This window comes from Micromonospora sp. NPDC005194, from assembly GCF_040608335.1.
Classification (GTDB): domain Bacteria; phylum Actinomycetota; class Actinomycetes; order Mycobacteriales; family Micromonosporaceae; genus Micromonospora.
This window is the reverse complement of record NZ_JBEXIA010000028.1, coordinates 76,856-90,905: the sequence shown is the minus strand read 5'-3', so window position 1 is coordinate 90,905 and position 14,050 is coordinate 76,856. Positions and strand designations below refer to the sequence as shown.

16 protein-coding genes are annotated in these 14,050 nt (G+C 72.6%); 8 read left to right on the top strand and 8 right to left on the bottom strand.

Annotated elements, in window-relative coordinates; translation table 11 throughout:
- Positions 1-250: 250 nt before the first annotated feature.
- Both ABZU53_RS22685 and ABZU53_RS22680 read right to left on the bottom strand, forming a co-directional pair.
- Positions 251-1,087, bottom strand: a complete 837-nt coding sequence (locus tag ABZU53_RS22685; protein ID WP_354860360.1) for an undecaprenyl-diphosphate phosphatase — start codon at positions 1,085-1,087, stop codon at positions 251-253.
- On the bottom strand, positions 1,084-2,136 hold the full coding sequence (locus tag ABZU53_RS22680) for an LLM class F420-dependent oxidoreductase (protein ID WP_354860358.1): 1,053 nt from the start codon (positions 2,134-2,136) through the stop codon (positions 1,084-1,086). Before ABZU53_RS22680 ends, ABZU53_RS22685 begins: the two co-directional genes overlap by 4 nt.
- A gap of 187 nt (positions 2,137-2,323) precedes the next feature.
- On the opposite strand from ABZU53_RS22680, the gene ABZU53_RS22675 reads away from it, so the two are divergent.
- Positions 2,324-3,295: an aldo/keto reductase gene (locus ABZU53_RS22675; protein ID WP_354860357.1), complete on the top strand. Its 972-nt coding sequence runs from the start codon at positions 2,324-2,326 to the stop codon at positions 3,293-3,295.
- 174 nt (positions 3,296-3,469) lie between these two features.
- Entirely contained in the window at positions 3,470-3,661 is a 192-nt protein-coding gene (locus ABZU53_RS22670) for a DUF5703 family protein (protein WP_039906151.1), read from the top strand.
- Between the two features lie 129 nt (positions 3,662-3,790).
- Here ABZU53_RS22670 and ABZU53_RS22665 read toward each other — a convergent pair whose 3' ends face one another.
- Positions 3,791-4,450, bottom strand: coding sequence for a hypothetical protein (locus ABZU53_RS22665; RefSeq protein WP_354860356.1), 660 nt, complete (start codon positions 4,448-4,450; stop codon positions 3,791-3,793).
- A 58-nt stretch (positions 4,451-4,508) separates the two neighbouring features.
- Positions 4,509-5,837, bottom strand: coding sequence for a M20/M25/M40 family metallo-hydrolase (locus ABZU53_RS22660; protein WP_355067276.1), 1,329 nt, complete (start codon positions 5,835-5,837; stop codon positions 4,509-4,511).
- Between the two features lie 174 nt (positions 5,838-6,011).
- On the opposite strand from ABZU53_RS22660, the gene ABZU53_RS22655 reads away from it, so the two are divergent.
- Positions 6,012-6,620 carry a hemerythrin domain-containing protein gene (locus tag ABZU53_RS22655; protein WP_355067275.1) on the top strand — a complete coding sequence of 203 codons (609 nt, stop codon included), beginning with the start codon at positions 6,012-6,014 and terminating at the stop codon, positions 6,618-6,620.
- Between the two features lie 87 nt (positions 6,621-6,707).
- The gene (locus tag ABZU53_RS22650) at positions 6,708-7,679 is read left to right on the top strand and encodes a LysR family transcriptional regulator (protein WP_354860352.1); all 972 of its coding nucleotides are present in this window, start codon (positions 6,708-6,710) and stop codon (positions 7,677-7,679) included.
- Positions 7,680-7,694: 15 nt separating this feature from the next.
- Here ABZU53_RS22650 and ABZU53_RS22645 read toward each other — a convergent pair whose 3' ends face one another.
- Positions 7,695-8,849: an FAD-dependent monooxygenase gene (locus ABZU53_RS22645; RefSeq protein WP_355067274.1), complete on the bottom strand. Its 1,155-nt coding sequence runs from the start codon at positions 8,847-8,849 to the stop codon at positions 7,695-7,697.
- 23 nt (positions 8,850-8,872) lie between these two features.
- On the opposite strand from ABZU53_RS22645, the gene ABZU53_RS22640 reads away from it, so the two are divergent.
- Both ABZU53_RS22640 and ABZU53_RS22635 read left to right on the top strand, forming a co-directional pair.
- Complete coding sequence (locus ABZU53_RS22640; protein ID WP_355067273.1) at positions 8,873-9,604, top strand: TetR/AcrR family transcriptional regulator; 732 nt, start codon at positions 8,873-8,875, stop codon at positions 9,602-9,604.
- An 80-nt stretch (positions 9,605-9,684) separates the two neighbouring features.
- The gene (locus ABZU53_RS22635; RefSeq protein ID WP_234582022.1) at positions 9,685-9,930 is read left to right on the top strand and encodes a hypothetical protein; all 246 of its coding nucleotides are present in this window, start codon (positions 9,685-9,687) and stop codon (positions 9,928-9,930) included.
- A gap of 56 nt (positions 9,931-9,986) precedes the next feature.
- Here the strand turns inward: ABZU53_RS22635 and ABZU53_RS22630 are convergent, their stop codons facing one another.
- From ABZU53_RS22630 to ABZU53_RS22620, 3 genes are read right to left on the bottom strand one after another with little or no spacing between them, the layout of a single operon-like run.
- On the bottom strand, positions 9,987-10,337 hold the full coding sequence (locus ABZU53_RS22630) for a DUF3140 domain-containing protein (protein WP_354860348.1): 351 nt from the start codon (positions 10,335-10,337) through the stop codon (positions 9,987-9,989).
- On the bottom strand, positions 10,337-10,558 hold the full coding sequence (locus ABZU53_RS22625) for a hypothetical protein (protein WP_354860347.1): 222 nt from the start codon (positions 10,556-10,558) through the stop codon (positions 10,337-10,339). The genes ABZU53_RS22630 and ABZU53_RS22625 overlap by 1 nt, the downstream gene beginning before the upstream one ends.
- A complete protein-coding gene (locus ABZU53_RS22620; RefSeq protein WP_354860346.1) occupies positions 10,555-13,110 on the bottom strand; it encodes an ATP-dependent Clp protease ATP-binding subunit in 2,556 nt (851 codons plus the stop codon). Before ABZU53_RS22620 ends, ABZU53_RS22625 begins: the two co-directional genes overlap by 4 nt.
- Before the next feature lie 140 nt (positions 13,111-13,250).
- Between ABZU53_RS22620 and ABZU53_RS22615 the strand changes: the two genes are divergently transcribed.
- The gene (locus ABZU53_RS22615; RefSeq protein WP_234582026.1) at positions 13,251-13,631 is read left to right on the top strand and encodes a hypothetical protein; all 381 of its coding nucleotides are present in this window, start codon (positions 13,251-13,253) and stop codon (positions 13,629-13,631) included.
- A gap of 152 nt (positions 13,632-13,783) precedes the next feature.
- Positions 13,784-14,044, top strand: coding sequence for a hypothetical protein (locus ABZU53_RS22610; RefSeq protein WP_007076395.1), 261 nt, complete (start codon positions 13,784-13,786; stop codon positions 14,042-14,044).
- The last annotated feature ends 6 nt before the right edge of the window (positions 14,045-14,050 follow it).

The window sequence follows — 14,050 nt, the reverse complement described above, 5'->3', positions numbered from 1 at the left end:
AGGACATGCCCCTGACCCAGGCCGCGCAGACCGTACAGGTCTCCGCCTACCCGGACGCCTACGCCCAGTGGGAGCAGCAGGCCACCGACCTGGTCGCCCAGCACTGGAACAGCTGACCCACCGCACGACCCAACCGATGGCCGGCACCCGAGAACGGGTGCCGGCCATTGTCATGCCCGCGAGATCTTGGACAGTTTCCGTCAGCAGCTGACGGAAACTGTCCAAGATCTCAACGGAACGACGCCGCTGATCAGGTGGCGCTGATCGTGCCGGTCAGCAGGAGAGCCAGGACCAGGGTGCCCAGCGCGACCCGGTACAGCACGAAGACGTACAGGGTGTGGTGGGCGACGTAGCGCAGCAGCCAGGCGATGGCCGCGTAGCCGATGCCGAAGGCGATGGCGGTGGCCACGATCGTCTGGGCCACGGTGGGCACGGACGTGCCCGGGGCGGACGGTTCGAAGACGTCGCCGAGGCTGAACACCCCGGACATCACCACCGCCGGGATGGCCAGCAGGAACGAGTAGCGCGCCGCCGCCTCCCGGGTCAGGTTGAGCAGCAGGCCGGCGGTGAGCGTGCCGCCGGAGCGGGACACCCCGGGGACCAGGGCCATGGCCTGGGCGAAGCCCATGACCACGCCGTCTTTCATCCGGAAGTTCTCCAGCGTGCGCGTCTGCCGGCCCCAGTACTCGGCGAACGCCAGCACGAACGCGAACACGATCAGGGTGGTCGCCACCACCCACAGGTTGCGCCCGGCGGTCTTGATCTGGTCCTTGAAGAGGAACCCGAACAGCCCGATCGGGATCGAGCCGACGATCACGTACCAGCCCATCCGGTAGTCGAGGCTGGAGCGCACCGACGTGTCGCGCAGCCCCACCAGCCAGGTACGGGTGATCCGCCAGATGTCCTTCGCGAAGTAGATCAGCACGGCTGCCTCGGTGCCGAGCTGGGTGACGGCGGTGAACGACGCGCCGGCGTCGCGGTCGAAGAAGATCGCCGAGGTGATCCGCAGATGCCCCGACGAGCTGACCGGCAGGAACTCGGTCAGCCCCTGGACGACGCCCAGGACGATGGCCTCGATCCAGGTCACTCGCCGACTCCGGAGAGGTCGAGCGCCTCGGCGACGGTACGCAGGGTCTGCACGCCGCTGTCCCGGTCGGCCACGAACAGGGTCACCGACAGCGTGGTGACGCCGGAGGCGGCGTACTCCCGCAACCGTTCGGCGATGCGCTCCTTCGGGCCGAGCAGCGAGGTGCGGTCGATGAACTCCATCGGCACCGCGGCGGCCGCGTCGCGCTGCCGCTTGGCCAGGTACAGGTCCTGCACCTCGCGGGCGGCGTCGCCGTAACCCATCCGGGTGGCGAGCTGGTTGTAGAAGTTCTGCTTTCGGCTGCCCATCCCGCCGACGTAGAGCGCGGCGTACCAGCGCACCAGCTCGGCACAGGAGGCCACGTCGTCGCCGATGACGACCGGCACGGAGGGCACCACGTCGAAGCCGGCCAGTTCCTTGCCGGCCTTGGCCCGCCCGGCGGCCACGGCGGCGAGGTGCTCGTCGGCGAACTCCGGGGCGTAGAACACGGCGAGCCAGCCATCGGCGATCTCGCCGGCCAACTCCAGGTTCTTCGGCCCGACCGCGGCCAGGTAGATCGGGATGTGTTCGCGGGGTGGGTGGAAGCTCAGCCGCAGCGCCTTGCCGGGGCCGTCGGGCAGCGGCAGCGTGTAGTGCTCGCCGTCGTACGCCACCTCCTTGCGGGCGACGGCCAGCTTGACGATGTCGACGAACTCGCGGGTCCGGCCCAGCGGCTTGGCGAACCGCACACCGTGCCAGCCCTCGGAGACCTGCGGGCCGGAGACGCCGAGGCCCAGCCGGAACCGGCCGCCGGAGAGCGCGTCGATGGTGGCGGCGGTCATCGCGGTGGCGGCCGGCGTACGGGCGGGAATCTGCATCACCGCCGAGCCCACGTCGATCCGTTGCGTCTGGCCGGCCATCCAGGCGAGCATGCTGGGCGAGTCGGAGCCGTAGGCTTCCGCCGCCCACACCACCGAGTAGCCGAGGCGATCCGCCTCCTGGGCCAACGCCAGGTGGTCGGCCGGCGTGCTCCACGCCGTCTGGTATCCAAGGCTGAGCCCGAGTCGCACTGGTCCTCCCCCATCCGTGGCACAGGTCGCACCAGGTTACGCAATGCCGAAAACGGACCCGATCACCGGCTCACCGCCAATGATTCCCCGTCCGTCGCGGTGCCCGCCGGAGGCGGAACCGGCAGAACCGGCAGAGATGACGGGAGCGAGGATATCCGTGGCGGCGGGTTCGAAATAAGGTTCACCCATGCAACAGCGACCGCTCGGCCGAAGCGGGCTGGCGGTTTCGCGGCTCGCGCTCGGCACCATGACCTGGGGCCGGGACACCGACGCCGACGATGCGGCCGCCCAGCTGAAGAGTTACCTGGACGCGGGCGGCAACCTGATCGACACCGCCGACGTGTACGGCGACGGCGACGCCGAGTCGGTGATCGGGTCGCTGCTGGGCAGCCTCGTACCGCGCGACGAGCTGTTGATCGCCACCAAGGCGGGGTTGCGGCCGGGCAGCGGTCGGCGTCGCGACGGCTCCCGAGGCCACCTGCTGCGCACCATCGAGGCGTCGCTGCGCCGGCTCGGCACGGACCACGTCGACCTGTTCCAGGTGCACGGGTACGACCCGGACACCCCCCTCGAAGAGACCCTCGCGGCGCTGGACCACTCGGTGGCCAGCGGAAAGGTCCGCTACGTGGGTGTGTCGAACTTCTCCGGCTGGCAGACCGCGCGGGCCGCCGCCTGGCAGACGGCCTGGCCGGGCCGGGCGCCGGTGGTCGCCGCCCAGGTGGAGTACTCGCTGCTGGAGCGGGGCGTGGAGCGGGAGGTGCTGCCGGCGTGCGACGCGTTGGGCCTCGGCGTGCTGCCCTGGTCGCCGCTGGGTCGGGGTGTGCTCACCGGCAAGTACCGGCACGGCCGGCCGGCGGACTCGCGGGCCGCCTCGCCGCACTTCGAGCGGTTCGTCTCCACGTACCTGGAGCCGCGCTGCTCGAGCATCGTGGAGGCGGTGGCGACCGCGGCCGGCGGCCTGGGGGTGTCGCCGCTGGAGGTGGCGCTGGCGTGGATCCGGGACCGACCGGGGGTGACCGCGCCGATCCTCGGCGCCCGGACGGTCGGGCAGCTGCTCGGCGCGTTGCAGGTCGAGCGGATCACGCTGCCCGAGGAGATCACCACCGCGCTGGACGACGTCTCGTCGGTGCCCATCGGCTACCCCGAGCGCGACGGGTGAGACGCGGGCGCTCACCGAACCGGCGCTGACCGGGGCGCCTGCGGACCGCGGGCGGCTCCCGCGCGGCGAAGGCCACGCGCGGGCGCCCGGGGCGGCACGAACCACGCAGGGCAGCGGCGTTGGTCACCCCGCAGGGGGTGGCGGACGGCCGCTGGGCTGGGCAGCATGGACGGCATGGACTACGAGTACGCGCCGCTGCGGCTGCCGCCGAACGTCGACCGGTTGACCGCCGCGGCGCAGTTGGCGATCCAGGCGGAGTTCTCCGGATGGGAGTTGGCCCGGGTGCGGCTGTTCCGTGACGGCACGCGGCAGGTCATGCTGCGCCGTCGGCGGGTCAACCAGCCGCAGCCGGGCCTGTCGTACTGACACCGGGCCGGGACGGGCGGTGACACGCCCGGGGCCCGAACCGCGAACGGTTCGGACCCCGGGCGTCACCTGGCCTCGTGCCTGGCCCTCGGTCGGTCCGCGGCGGAGGAGCCCCGGCCGACGCCGGCCCTAGTGCTGGTGCCCGGCGTGGTCGTGGTCGTCGTCGAGCTCCAGGAACGGGTGCTCGTCGAGTCGACCGACGAGCCGGTCGTCGCTCGCCGGCTGGAACGGGCCGGCGGCGTCGTCATCGTCGAACGACTCCAGGTCCACGGGTGTGCCCACCTCGCTGACCATGACCACCCCGTCGAGGGGCTCCAGCTCGGGGACGTCCAGCGCGCCGAGCGAGCCGTCGCCGCTCTGCAGCAGCTCCAGCACCGCCTCGCCGACGCCCTCCACCGGCGCCGGCTCGTCGTCCTCCGGGGTGCCCTCGCGCCGGGCCGCCTCGGCCGCCCGCAGCAGCGCGGAGATGCTCGGCACCCGGTAGTCGCGGCGTTGACGTACCGAGATCACCCGCGGGTGGGGGTCGCTGGCCTCGGCGCCCTCGCCGCCGAAGCGCTCGTCGGCCTCGTCCGGGTCGATCGAGTCGACGTCCCACGGGGTCACCTCGCCGAAGGCGTCGAGCAGTTGCTCGTCGTAGGCGAAGGACGCGTTGTTCAACGCCACGTACGCCTGCCAGACGTCGTCGTCGTCGACGCGGCCCTGCGCGGCGCGTACGGCGGCCAGGTGGTGGCGGGCCGCTTCGATCACCCGCTCGAGAGCGGCGTCCAGCTCACCGTGCTGGTCGGTCATGTGGGGCAGTCCCTTCACGATGGGGAGGTAACGCGCCGGGTGCAGCTACCGGACACGGTTAGCAGGTGCGGAGGAACCGGTCGAGAACCCGCACGCCGAACTGTAGTCCGTCGACCGGAACGCGCTCGTCGATGCCGTGGAACAACGCCGAGAAGTTCAGGTCGGCGGGCAGCCGCAGCGGCGCGAACCCGAAGCAGCGGATGCCGAGCTGCGAGAACGCCTTCGCGTCGGTGCCGCCGGAGAGCATGTACGGCACCGGCCGGGCACCCGGGTCCTCGGCGCGCAGCGCCGCCGACATGGCCTCGACCAGGTCGCCGTCGAAGGTGGTCTCCAGCGCCGGCTGTCGCTGGACGTACTCGATGGCGATGTCCGGGCCGACCAGCTCGCGCAGCTGCCGCTCCAGCAGCTCGGACTGGCCGGGCAGGCTGCGGCAGTCGATGGTGGCGGTGGCGCGGCCGGGGATGACGTTGTCCTTGTAGCCGGCGCTGAGCCGGGTGGGGTTGGCCGTGTTGCGGATGGTCGCCCCGATGATGTTGGCGATCGGGCCGAGCTTGGCGATGGCCGTCTCCGGGTCGTTCGGGTCCAGCTCGATGCCGAGCAGGTCGGAGACCTCGGTCAGGAACGCCCGCACGGTGTCGGTGACCACCACCGGGAAGCGGTGCCGGCCGATGCGGGCCACGGCCTCGGCGAGGGCAGTCACCGCGTTGTCGTCGTGCACCATCGATCCGTGCCCGGGGCGGCCCTTGGCGTGCAGCCGCAGCCAGTCGATGCCCTTCTCGGCGGTCTCAATGAGGTAGAGCCGCTGGCTGTCGTTGACCGAGTAGGAGAAGCCGCCGACCTCGCCGATGGCCTCGGTGCAGCCGTCGAACAGGCCGCGGTGGTTCTCCACCAGGAAGCGCGCGCCGTAGTCGCTGCCCGCCTCCTCGTCGGCGGTGTACGCGAGCACGATGTCGCGCGGGGGCCGTACGCCGGTGCGCTGCCAGTGCCGCACCACGGCGAGCACCATCGCGTCGAAGTCCTTCATGTCGATGGCGCCACGGCCCCACAGGTAGCCGTCGCGCTCTTCGCCGGAGAACGGGTGCACGGACCACTCGTCGGCGTCGGCGGGCACCACGTCCAGGTGGCCGTGCACCAGCAGCGCGCCCCGGCTCGATTCGGCGCCGGGGATGCGGGCCACCACGTTGGCCCGGCCGGGGGCGGACTCGTGCAGGACCGATTCGACGCCCACCTCGGCGAGTTTCTCCGCCACGTACTCGGCGGCGCGGCGCTCGCCGACGCTGGTGTCGTTGTCCCCCGTGTTGGTGGTGTCGATGCGCAGCAGGTCGCGGCAGAGGTCCACGACCTCCGCGCTGGGGTCCGGTCGGGCGGAGGCGGCGTCGCTCGTCATCGCCCCTTCATACCAGCCCGGGGTGACCGGCGGGCCGGCGCACCGGCGTGCCGGGGCCGGGCATTCACCTCGGCGGATCCGCGTGCCGGTTTCGCGGCGTCCGCGTTCGGGTACCGCCGCCCACGACCGCACATCCCCTGCCGGAGCTTCCGCCCGCCAGTCGAGGAGGGCACCATGTCCGCCGTCCCCCTGCCCCCGTTGCCGCCCGCGCCCGCATCCGAGGAGGGTTACCGGCCCGGTGGCCGCAGCATCGCCGACATCGTGGACCGCAAACACCGGCAACTGCTGGCTCTCGTGGACCAGCTGACCGGCCCGGACGCCACCCCGCAGGAGGGGCTGGCGGTGCTCACCGCCGCGCTGTCGCGGCACGTCTCCGCCGAGGAGCAGTACCTGCTGCCGGCGGTGCGGGCGGCGCTGCCGGCCCAGGCCGACCGGGTGGACGCGGAGATCGACGCTGACGCCGCGCTGCTGGCGGCCCTGAAGGGGCTGTCCGACGAGACCCTGACCGAGGTCGCCGAGCGGGTCCGCCGCCACGTCGACGGGGTGGGCGCGCTGGTGGCCGAGTTGCGCGCGGTGGCCACCGGGGAGGAGCTGATCCGGCTGGGCAACCGGTTGGAGATCGCCGAGGAGGCCGCGCCGACCCGGCCGCACCCGGGCACCCCGGCCACCCCGCCGTGGAACCGGATCGTCGAGCCGGCGGTGGGTGTGGTGGACAAGGTCCGCGACGCGGTGACGCGGCGGCCGACGTACCTGGCCGACCTGCCGGAGCCGCCGCGCGACTGAAGCGCGGGCCGCGCCACGAAATGCATTCAACGTCACCGATTCGCTTGGCCTCTTCCGCAGGCTGCGACGTGGTCCTACCGTCACCGTATGAACCTGGAGCTGCGACACCTGCGGGTGGTCTGCGCGATCGCGGAGACAGGGAGTGTGACCAAGGCGGCGTCGGCGCTCGGGCTCGCCCAGCCGGCGCTCACCGCTCAGCTCCAGCGGATCGAGCGGACGCTGGGCGGGCCGCTGTTCGACCGGGATCGGCGCGGCGCCCGGCCCACCGCGCTCGGTGAGCTGGTGCTCGCCCGGGCCCGGGTGCTGCTGCCGGCGATGAAGGGCCTGCAGGACGAGGCGGCACGGCTCGCCGGGGCGGGCGCGGCGCCTCGCTGCTACCGCCTCGGCGGGGTGAACAGCCCGATCCTGGGCCGGTTGGTGCACCGGCTGGCCGCCGAGCAGCCACCGGCCCAGATCACCACGTACGCCTCGTGGTCGGTCGACGAGCTGGCGCAGTTGGTGGCCGGCGGGCGGTTGGACTTCGCCCTCACCGGCGTGTGCGGCGACGCCACCCCGTCGGCCGCGTTCGGGTTGCGCTGGCGGGAGGTGGCCATCGACCCGGTGCTGGTGCTGCTGCCGGAGACCCACCCGCTCGCGGAGCGGGCCGAGGTGCGCCTGGCGGACCTGGGTCACGAGCAGTGGGTGGCCGCGCCGGGCGACGGCTGCTTCGGCGACTGTTTCGCCGCCGCGTGCGCCCGCGCCGGCTTCACCCCCCGCAAGGTGTACGAGACCGACATCCGCGGCTGTGTCGACCTGGTGGAGGCGGGCGTGGCGGTGGCCCTTTGCCAGGCGACGTTCCGCCCGGTCGCCGGCCTGGTCACCCGGCGGCTGGCCGGTGTCCCGCTGCGCTGGCGGCTGCTGCTGGGGTGGCATCCGGACTCGCCCGCCGCCGGGGACGCGGAGCTGGTGCTGGCGACGGCGAAGGCGGCGTACACCGACTCGCTGGCCCCGCACCCCACCTACCTGGACTGGCTGGTGCGCAATCCGGGTTTCGGCGTCCGGCAGCCCAGCGGGGTGTGAGGGCCCACGGGAGGTCTAGCGGGGCGCGGCGACGGGTTCCTCGTCGCCGGAAGAGGGCGTGGCGGACCGTGGCGTGAAGAAGCGGACGAGGTCGTCGGCCGCCGTCGGGGACAGCATCATCGCCTGAACTCGTGCGCACATCTCGGCGATCGGCTCGATCCTCGCGAACATCGCCTCCTCGTACGCCCGGATCGCCGCGTCCGGGTCGGCGGGGTTGGCGGCGAGTTCGCGTGCGAGTTCGGCGGCGTCCAGCATGGCCTGGTTGGCGCCCTCGCCGACCGGCGGCATGAGGTGCGCGGCGTCGCCGAGAAGCGTGGTTCCCGGCCGGTGGGCCCAGCGCGCGCCGACCGGCATCGCCTCGACCCGGCGCGGCGTCGGCGGGCTGTCGGCCGCGTCGATGAGGGCGGTGAGACGGGCGTCCCAGCCGTCGAACAGGTCCAGCAGGGCACGCGTGTCACGGTAGGCGTCGAGGTCGCGGTCGTCGGCGGGCAGGGAGATCCCGACCCGGATGCTGCCGTCGCCGAGGCGTTGCGCCGCGAGGATCTGGTTCACGCCGACGCACCACAGGTTTCCCGGGCCGACCAGCTCGGCGAGATCCGGGTGGCGTCGGTCGGCGTCGTCGATGGTCAGCTCCACGTGGCTGGACACGTGGGACAGTCCCGCGTCGGTCAGCAGCGCTCGGACGACCGAGCGCGCGCCGTCCGCGCCGACCAGGATGTCGCAGTCGGCGCGGTGGCCGCCGTCGAAGGTCAACCCGAAGCCCCCGCCCGGTCGTGGCGTCGCCGCGACGAGGCGGTGCCGCCACGCCACCGCGTCGGGCGGCAGCGAGTCGAGCAGGAGATCACGCAGGACGGTGCGGTCGATCTCGGGGCGGCCGGCGAACGAGCCGGGGCGGGGCGTGTGGTGCACGAGGGTGCGCCCGGCCGGGTCGAGGATGCGATGTTCCTCGCCCTCGGGCCGCGCCTCGGAGCGGAACCGGTCGTCGAGACCCGCCTCGGCGAGGGCCAGTTGCCCGGACTCCGGGTGCAGGTCGAGCATTCCGCCCTGGGAGCGTGCGGATCGACTCGCCTCGCGTTCGTAGACCACCGCGTCGATGCCGTGCCGGTGCAGGATCCGTGCCAGCGTCAGGCCGCCCAGGCCACCACCGGCGATCGCCAGTCGCATCCTCATGCCCTTACCGTACACTGTATCGCGTGGATACATCGTACGGTAGCGAGGTCGTGCCCATCTGGGAACGCCCCGAGCCCCAGCCCCGGGCGACGCCGGTGCCGTTGAGCCGCGCGAAGATCGCCGCCACGGCGATCCGGCTCGCCGACGCGCACGGCCTCGACGGACTGTCGGTTCGCAAGATCGCCAAAGAGCTCGGCGTCGGTCCGATGCGGCTCTACGACTACGTGGCCAACAAATCGGAACTGCTCGACCTGATGGTCGACGCCGTCTATGCCCAGATCGCCGAGACCGGCCAGCACTCCGGGTGGCGGGCCACGGTGCTGGCCGTCTTTCGGCGGACCCGCGCCGCCGCCCTCGACCACGAGTGGTTCTCCGACCTGCTCGGCGGGCGGCCACACCTGGGCCCGCACGCGCTTGCCGTGGGCGAGATGAGCGCGGCGGCCCTCAGCCAGGCCCCCGGCATACGCGACATCGACGACCTCCAGCGGGCCCTGGGCGCCCTCAACGCCTTCGTCGTCGGCGCCCTGCGCCGAGAGGTCACCGAGCGGCGCACCGCCCGCTTCACCGGCACCGATGTCGGCGCCTGGCAGGCCAGCCTCGGCCCGTACCTGACCCGCATGCTCGACACCGGTCGCTACCCCACCGTCGCCCGGCTCGTCATCGAGGGCGCCCACCTCAGCGCCGAGGAGACCTTCGACCACAACCTGACCACCATCCTGGACGGCATCACCGGCCACCCCCACCCGGGCCAGTAGTCCCGGCCACGCGACCGGGACGTCGGCTACTGCCTGGTCGGTGGCGGTGCGAACGGCCGCTGTCGGGGTATCTGGCGGACATGACCGATCTCTACCCGCCCGCCGACGACCGGGAACTGCTCCGCCAGGCCGCCGCCGCGCACACCGCCGCCACCCGCCAGGTGGAGGCGTTCCTGCGCCGGCTGCCGGAGGTGCCCGACCCGGCCGACGTCACCGAGTACGCCAACCTGCTCACCCGGGAGGACCAGACCCGGGGCGAGCGCGACGCCGCCGCCGACGCGGCGGGGCTGACCATCGGCAGCCTGGAGTCTGACCAGGGCCAGTAGCGGCATGCGACGGTGCCGCCCCGCACCCGGGACGGCACCGTCGCGTACGGCATCGCTCAGCGTTCGACGAGAGGGTCGTGGCCGAGGTCGAGCAGCGAGTGCCGCCACTTGTCGTCGGCGTTGCCGCGCTGGGGCTTGGCGTCCATCAGCTCGCGGATCCGCTCGACCGCCTCCCGCATCACCTCGATGTCCTCCGGGGTCAGGTCGACCTTGCGCTTGTTGAGCACCTTGAGGATCTCCCGTCCCGGCTGGGGCAGGTCGAGGTCCGGGTTCGGGCTGAACGACTCCTCGCCGGAGCCCCGGGTCAGCAGCCAGGTGCGCAGCTGCTCCGACGGGACGTTGACCTCGGCGTGGAAGTCCTCCCAGAGCACTTCCACCTCGGGGTCGATCCGCGTGTCGCGTACCATCAGGTCTCCTCTCGACGATGGTGACCCGACGTCTCCGGGTCGTCCTGGTCGGTCTTCGGATGCAGGCCCTCGGCGGGCACCCGCGTGCGGCGCGGGTTCGCGGTCGGGGGCGCCAGGATCGGGTCGGGATGGTCCTCGTCGTCGTCCTCGTCCCGGGGCTTGGCGGACTCCGCGTGCTCACGCGGGTCCTCGTGGTCGTCTCGTCGCGCCGGCCCGGTCATCGCGGGTGTGTTGTCGTGGCGGCGGTGTACCCCCGCTCACCTGCGGTCACGTCGAAGGTGAGCTGCCCGTCGCGGGCGTCCACGATGACCTTCTGCCCGGGCGAGATCGCCGACTCCAGCAGCATCCGCGACAGGTGGTTGTCCACCTCCCGCTGGATGACCCGGCGCAGCGGACGGGCCCCGAACTCCGGCTGGTAGCCGTGCTCGGCCAGCCAGTCGATGCCGGCGGTGGTGAACTCCACCTGGATGTCCTGGGCGTGCAACCGGCGGCGGGTCTCCTCCAGCAGCAGCGCGGTGATGTCGCGCAACTGCTCGGCCTCCAGCCGGCGGAAGATGATGACCTCGTCGATGCGGTTGAGGAACTCCGGCCGGAAGTTCTCCTGCAGGCGGCGCATCAGCCGTTCGCGCAGCTCGTCGTTCTCCTGCTCGCTGCCGGGCGCGCCGGTGCCGAACCCGACGGCCCGCTGGGTTCCGGTGATCAACTCGGAGCCGAGGTTGCTCGTCATGATCAGGACGGTGTTCTTGAAGTTCACCGTGCGGCCCTGGCTGTCGGTGAGCCGCCCGTCGTCGAGCACCTGGAGCAGGATGTTGAACACGTCGGGGTGGGCCTTCTCGATCTCGTCGAGCAGCACCACCGCGTACGGGCGGCGGCGCACCGCCTCGGTGAGCTGACCGGCCTCCTCGTAGCCGACGTACCCGGGTGGGGCGCCGACCAGCCGGCTGACCGTGTGCCGCTCCTGGAACTCGCTCATGTCCACCCGGACCATCCGGTCCGCCTCGCCGAACAACGCCTCGGCCAGGGCGCGGGCCAGCTCGGTCTTGCCGACGCCGGTGGGGCCCAGGAACAGGAAGCTGCCCATCGGGCGTTCCGGGTCGGCCAGCCCGGCCCGGGAGCGACGCACCGCCTCGGCCACAGCGGTGACCGCGGCGTCCTGGCCGACCACCCTCTCGTGCAGGTGGCCCTCCAGGCGCAGCAGCCGGTCGCGTTCCTCCTCGGTGAGCTGGCTGACCGGGATGCCGGTGGCCCGGGAGACCACCTCGGCGATCTCCTGCGGGCCCACCTCGGGCACCTGCGAGGTCGAGCCGTCAGCGCCCCTCGCGCGGCGCATCTCCTCCTCCAGCTCGGAGATCCGGTCCCGCAGCGCCGAGGCCCGTTCGTACTGCTCGTCGGTGACGGCCTGCTCCTTGTCCCGGCGTACGTCGTCGAGCTGCTGTTCCAGCTCCCGCACGTCGGACGCCGGGGTGCGGGTGCGCAGCCGGACCCGGGCGCCGGCCTGGTCGATCAGGTCGATGGCCTTGTCCGGCAGGAACCGGTCGGTGACGTACCGGTCGGACAGCTCGGCGGCGGCGACCAGCGCCTCGTCGGTGAAGCGCACCTGGTGGTGGGCCTCGTACCGGTCGCGCAGGCCACGCAGGATGGCGATGGTGTCGTCGACGCTGGGCTCGGGCACCAGCACCGGCTGGAACCGCCGGGCCAGCGCGGCGTCCTTCTCGATGCTCTTGCGGTACTCGTCGAGCGTGGTCGCGCCGATCACCCGCAGTTCGCCCCGCGCGAGGGCGGGCTTGAGCATGTTGGACGCGTCCATTCCGCCCTCGCTGCCGGCCCCACCGGCGCCGACCAGGGTGTGGATCTCGTCGAGGAAAATGATCAGCTCGTCCCGGTGCGCCCGGATCTCGTCGATCACCTTCTTGAGGCGCTCCTCGAAGTCACCCCGGTAGCGGGTGCCGGCGACCAGGCCGGCGAGGTCGAGCTGCACCACCCGCTTGCCGAGCAGGGTCTGCGGCACGTCGCCGTCGCAGATCCGCTCGGCCAGACCCTCGACGATCGCGGTCTTGCCGACACCGGCCTCGCCGATCAGCACCGGGTTGTTCTTGGTCCGCCGGGACAGGATCTCCACCGCCTGCTCGATCTCGTCCGCCCGCCCGATCACCGGGTCGATCTGGTCGGCGCGGGCCAGGTCGGTGAGGTCCTGCCCGTACTGGTCCAGGGTGGGTGTGCCGCGGTCCGGCTTCGGCCCGGTCATCGGGCCGCGTTCGGCGTTGGCGGCCTGCAACGACTCGGGCTGGATCCGACCGGCGGCCAGCATCCGCCCGGCCGGCGACTCGGGGTTGAGCGGCAGGGCCATCAGGATGTGCTCGGGGCCGATGTAGTTGGCCCCCATCGCCCGGGACAGTTGGTGGGCGTCGAGCAGCGCCCGCTTGGCCGCCGGGGTCAGCGACAGGTTGGGCGGCACCTCCCCGCGCGGCGCGCCGTCGCCCTTGCCGCCCAGCGCGTTGAGCAGGGTGTCCGGGTCGGCGCCGGCCCGGCGTACCAGGTCGCGCAGGGGTTCGCGTTGCAGCGCAGCCCAGAGCAGGTGGTCGGTGTCCAGGTCGTTGCTCTGCCGCTGCGCGGCGCGGCGGGCCGCGTCGGCCAGCATCTCCCGGGCGTCGGCCGTCATCAGTCGGGTGATGTCGACCCGGTGCGGCGGTCGGCGTCCTCCCTCACCCCGGCCGAAGTACCGGGCCAGGAATTCGTCCCACGGGTCGGAGCCAGGGTCACCGGGTCCCATCATGTCTGTCCTCCGCAGTCGGGCGCGGCACGGTCGCCAGGGGCTACCCGGCGCTCGGCCCGACAAACGCCGCAGGCGGCGGCGCCCACCGCGATGTGGAGTGGCACCGGGCCGGCGCCGGCCGCAGGTGGCAGGCTGACGCCATGACTGAGAACCCGCTGCTGATAGTGGACGGCGCCAACGTGGTGGGCTCGCGCCCGAACGGATGGTGGCGGGACCGGGCCGGGGCCGCCGCCCGGCTGCGGGACTCCCTGGCCCCGGTGGCCGCCACGGGCCTGCCCGCCCGTCTGACCGCCCCGGTCGAGGTGGTCCTCGTGGTCGAGGGCGCTGCCCGGGACGTGCCCGGCACCGACGACGTCCGCGTGGTCTCCGCCCCCGGCTCCGGCGACGACACGGTGGTCGAGCTGGTGCAGGCGGCGCCGCAGCGCCGTCGGCTGGTCGTCACCGCCGACCGGGAGTTGCGCGAGCGGGTCACCGCCCTCGGCGCCGAGGTGTACGGCCCGCGCTGGCTCCGCGATAATTGAGAAGTTCTCATACTGGGACTCCCACAGAACGGACTCCCGGCACTTCAGGTGGGTTAACGGTCAGTCGGGCAGGAACACCGCCAGGGCGGATGTTCTCCCATGGACGCCAGTAAGCTCTAATGGAGATCTCCCCGCCCCCAGGAGGTTCCGCCGTGGCGAGCGTCGCCGAGCTGAAGGCTGCCATCGATGTCGCTCTCCAACAGATCGGCGACGGGCAGACAGCCGTCCAGGCGGCCGGTGAGAAGCTCGCCGAGGCGCAGCAGACCCTGGCCGGCGCGCTGGAGGGCAGCGGGCACGAGACGGTCGAGGCGGCCCAGGCGTCGCTGACCCAGGCCAGCCAGGAGCTGGAGGAGTGTCTCGCCGCGACACTGGTCGCGGTCGAGCAGGCGCAGCTCTACGTCTCCACCCTGTAGGCCACC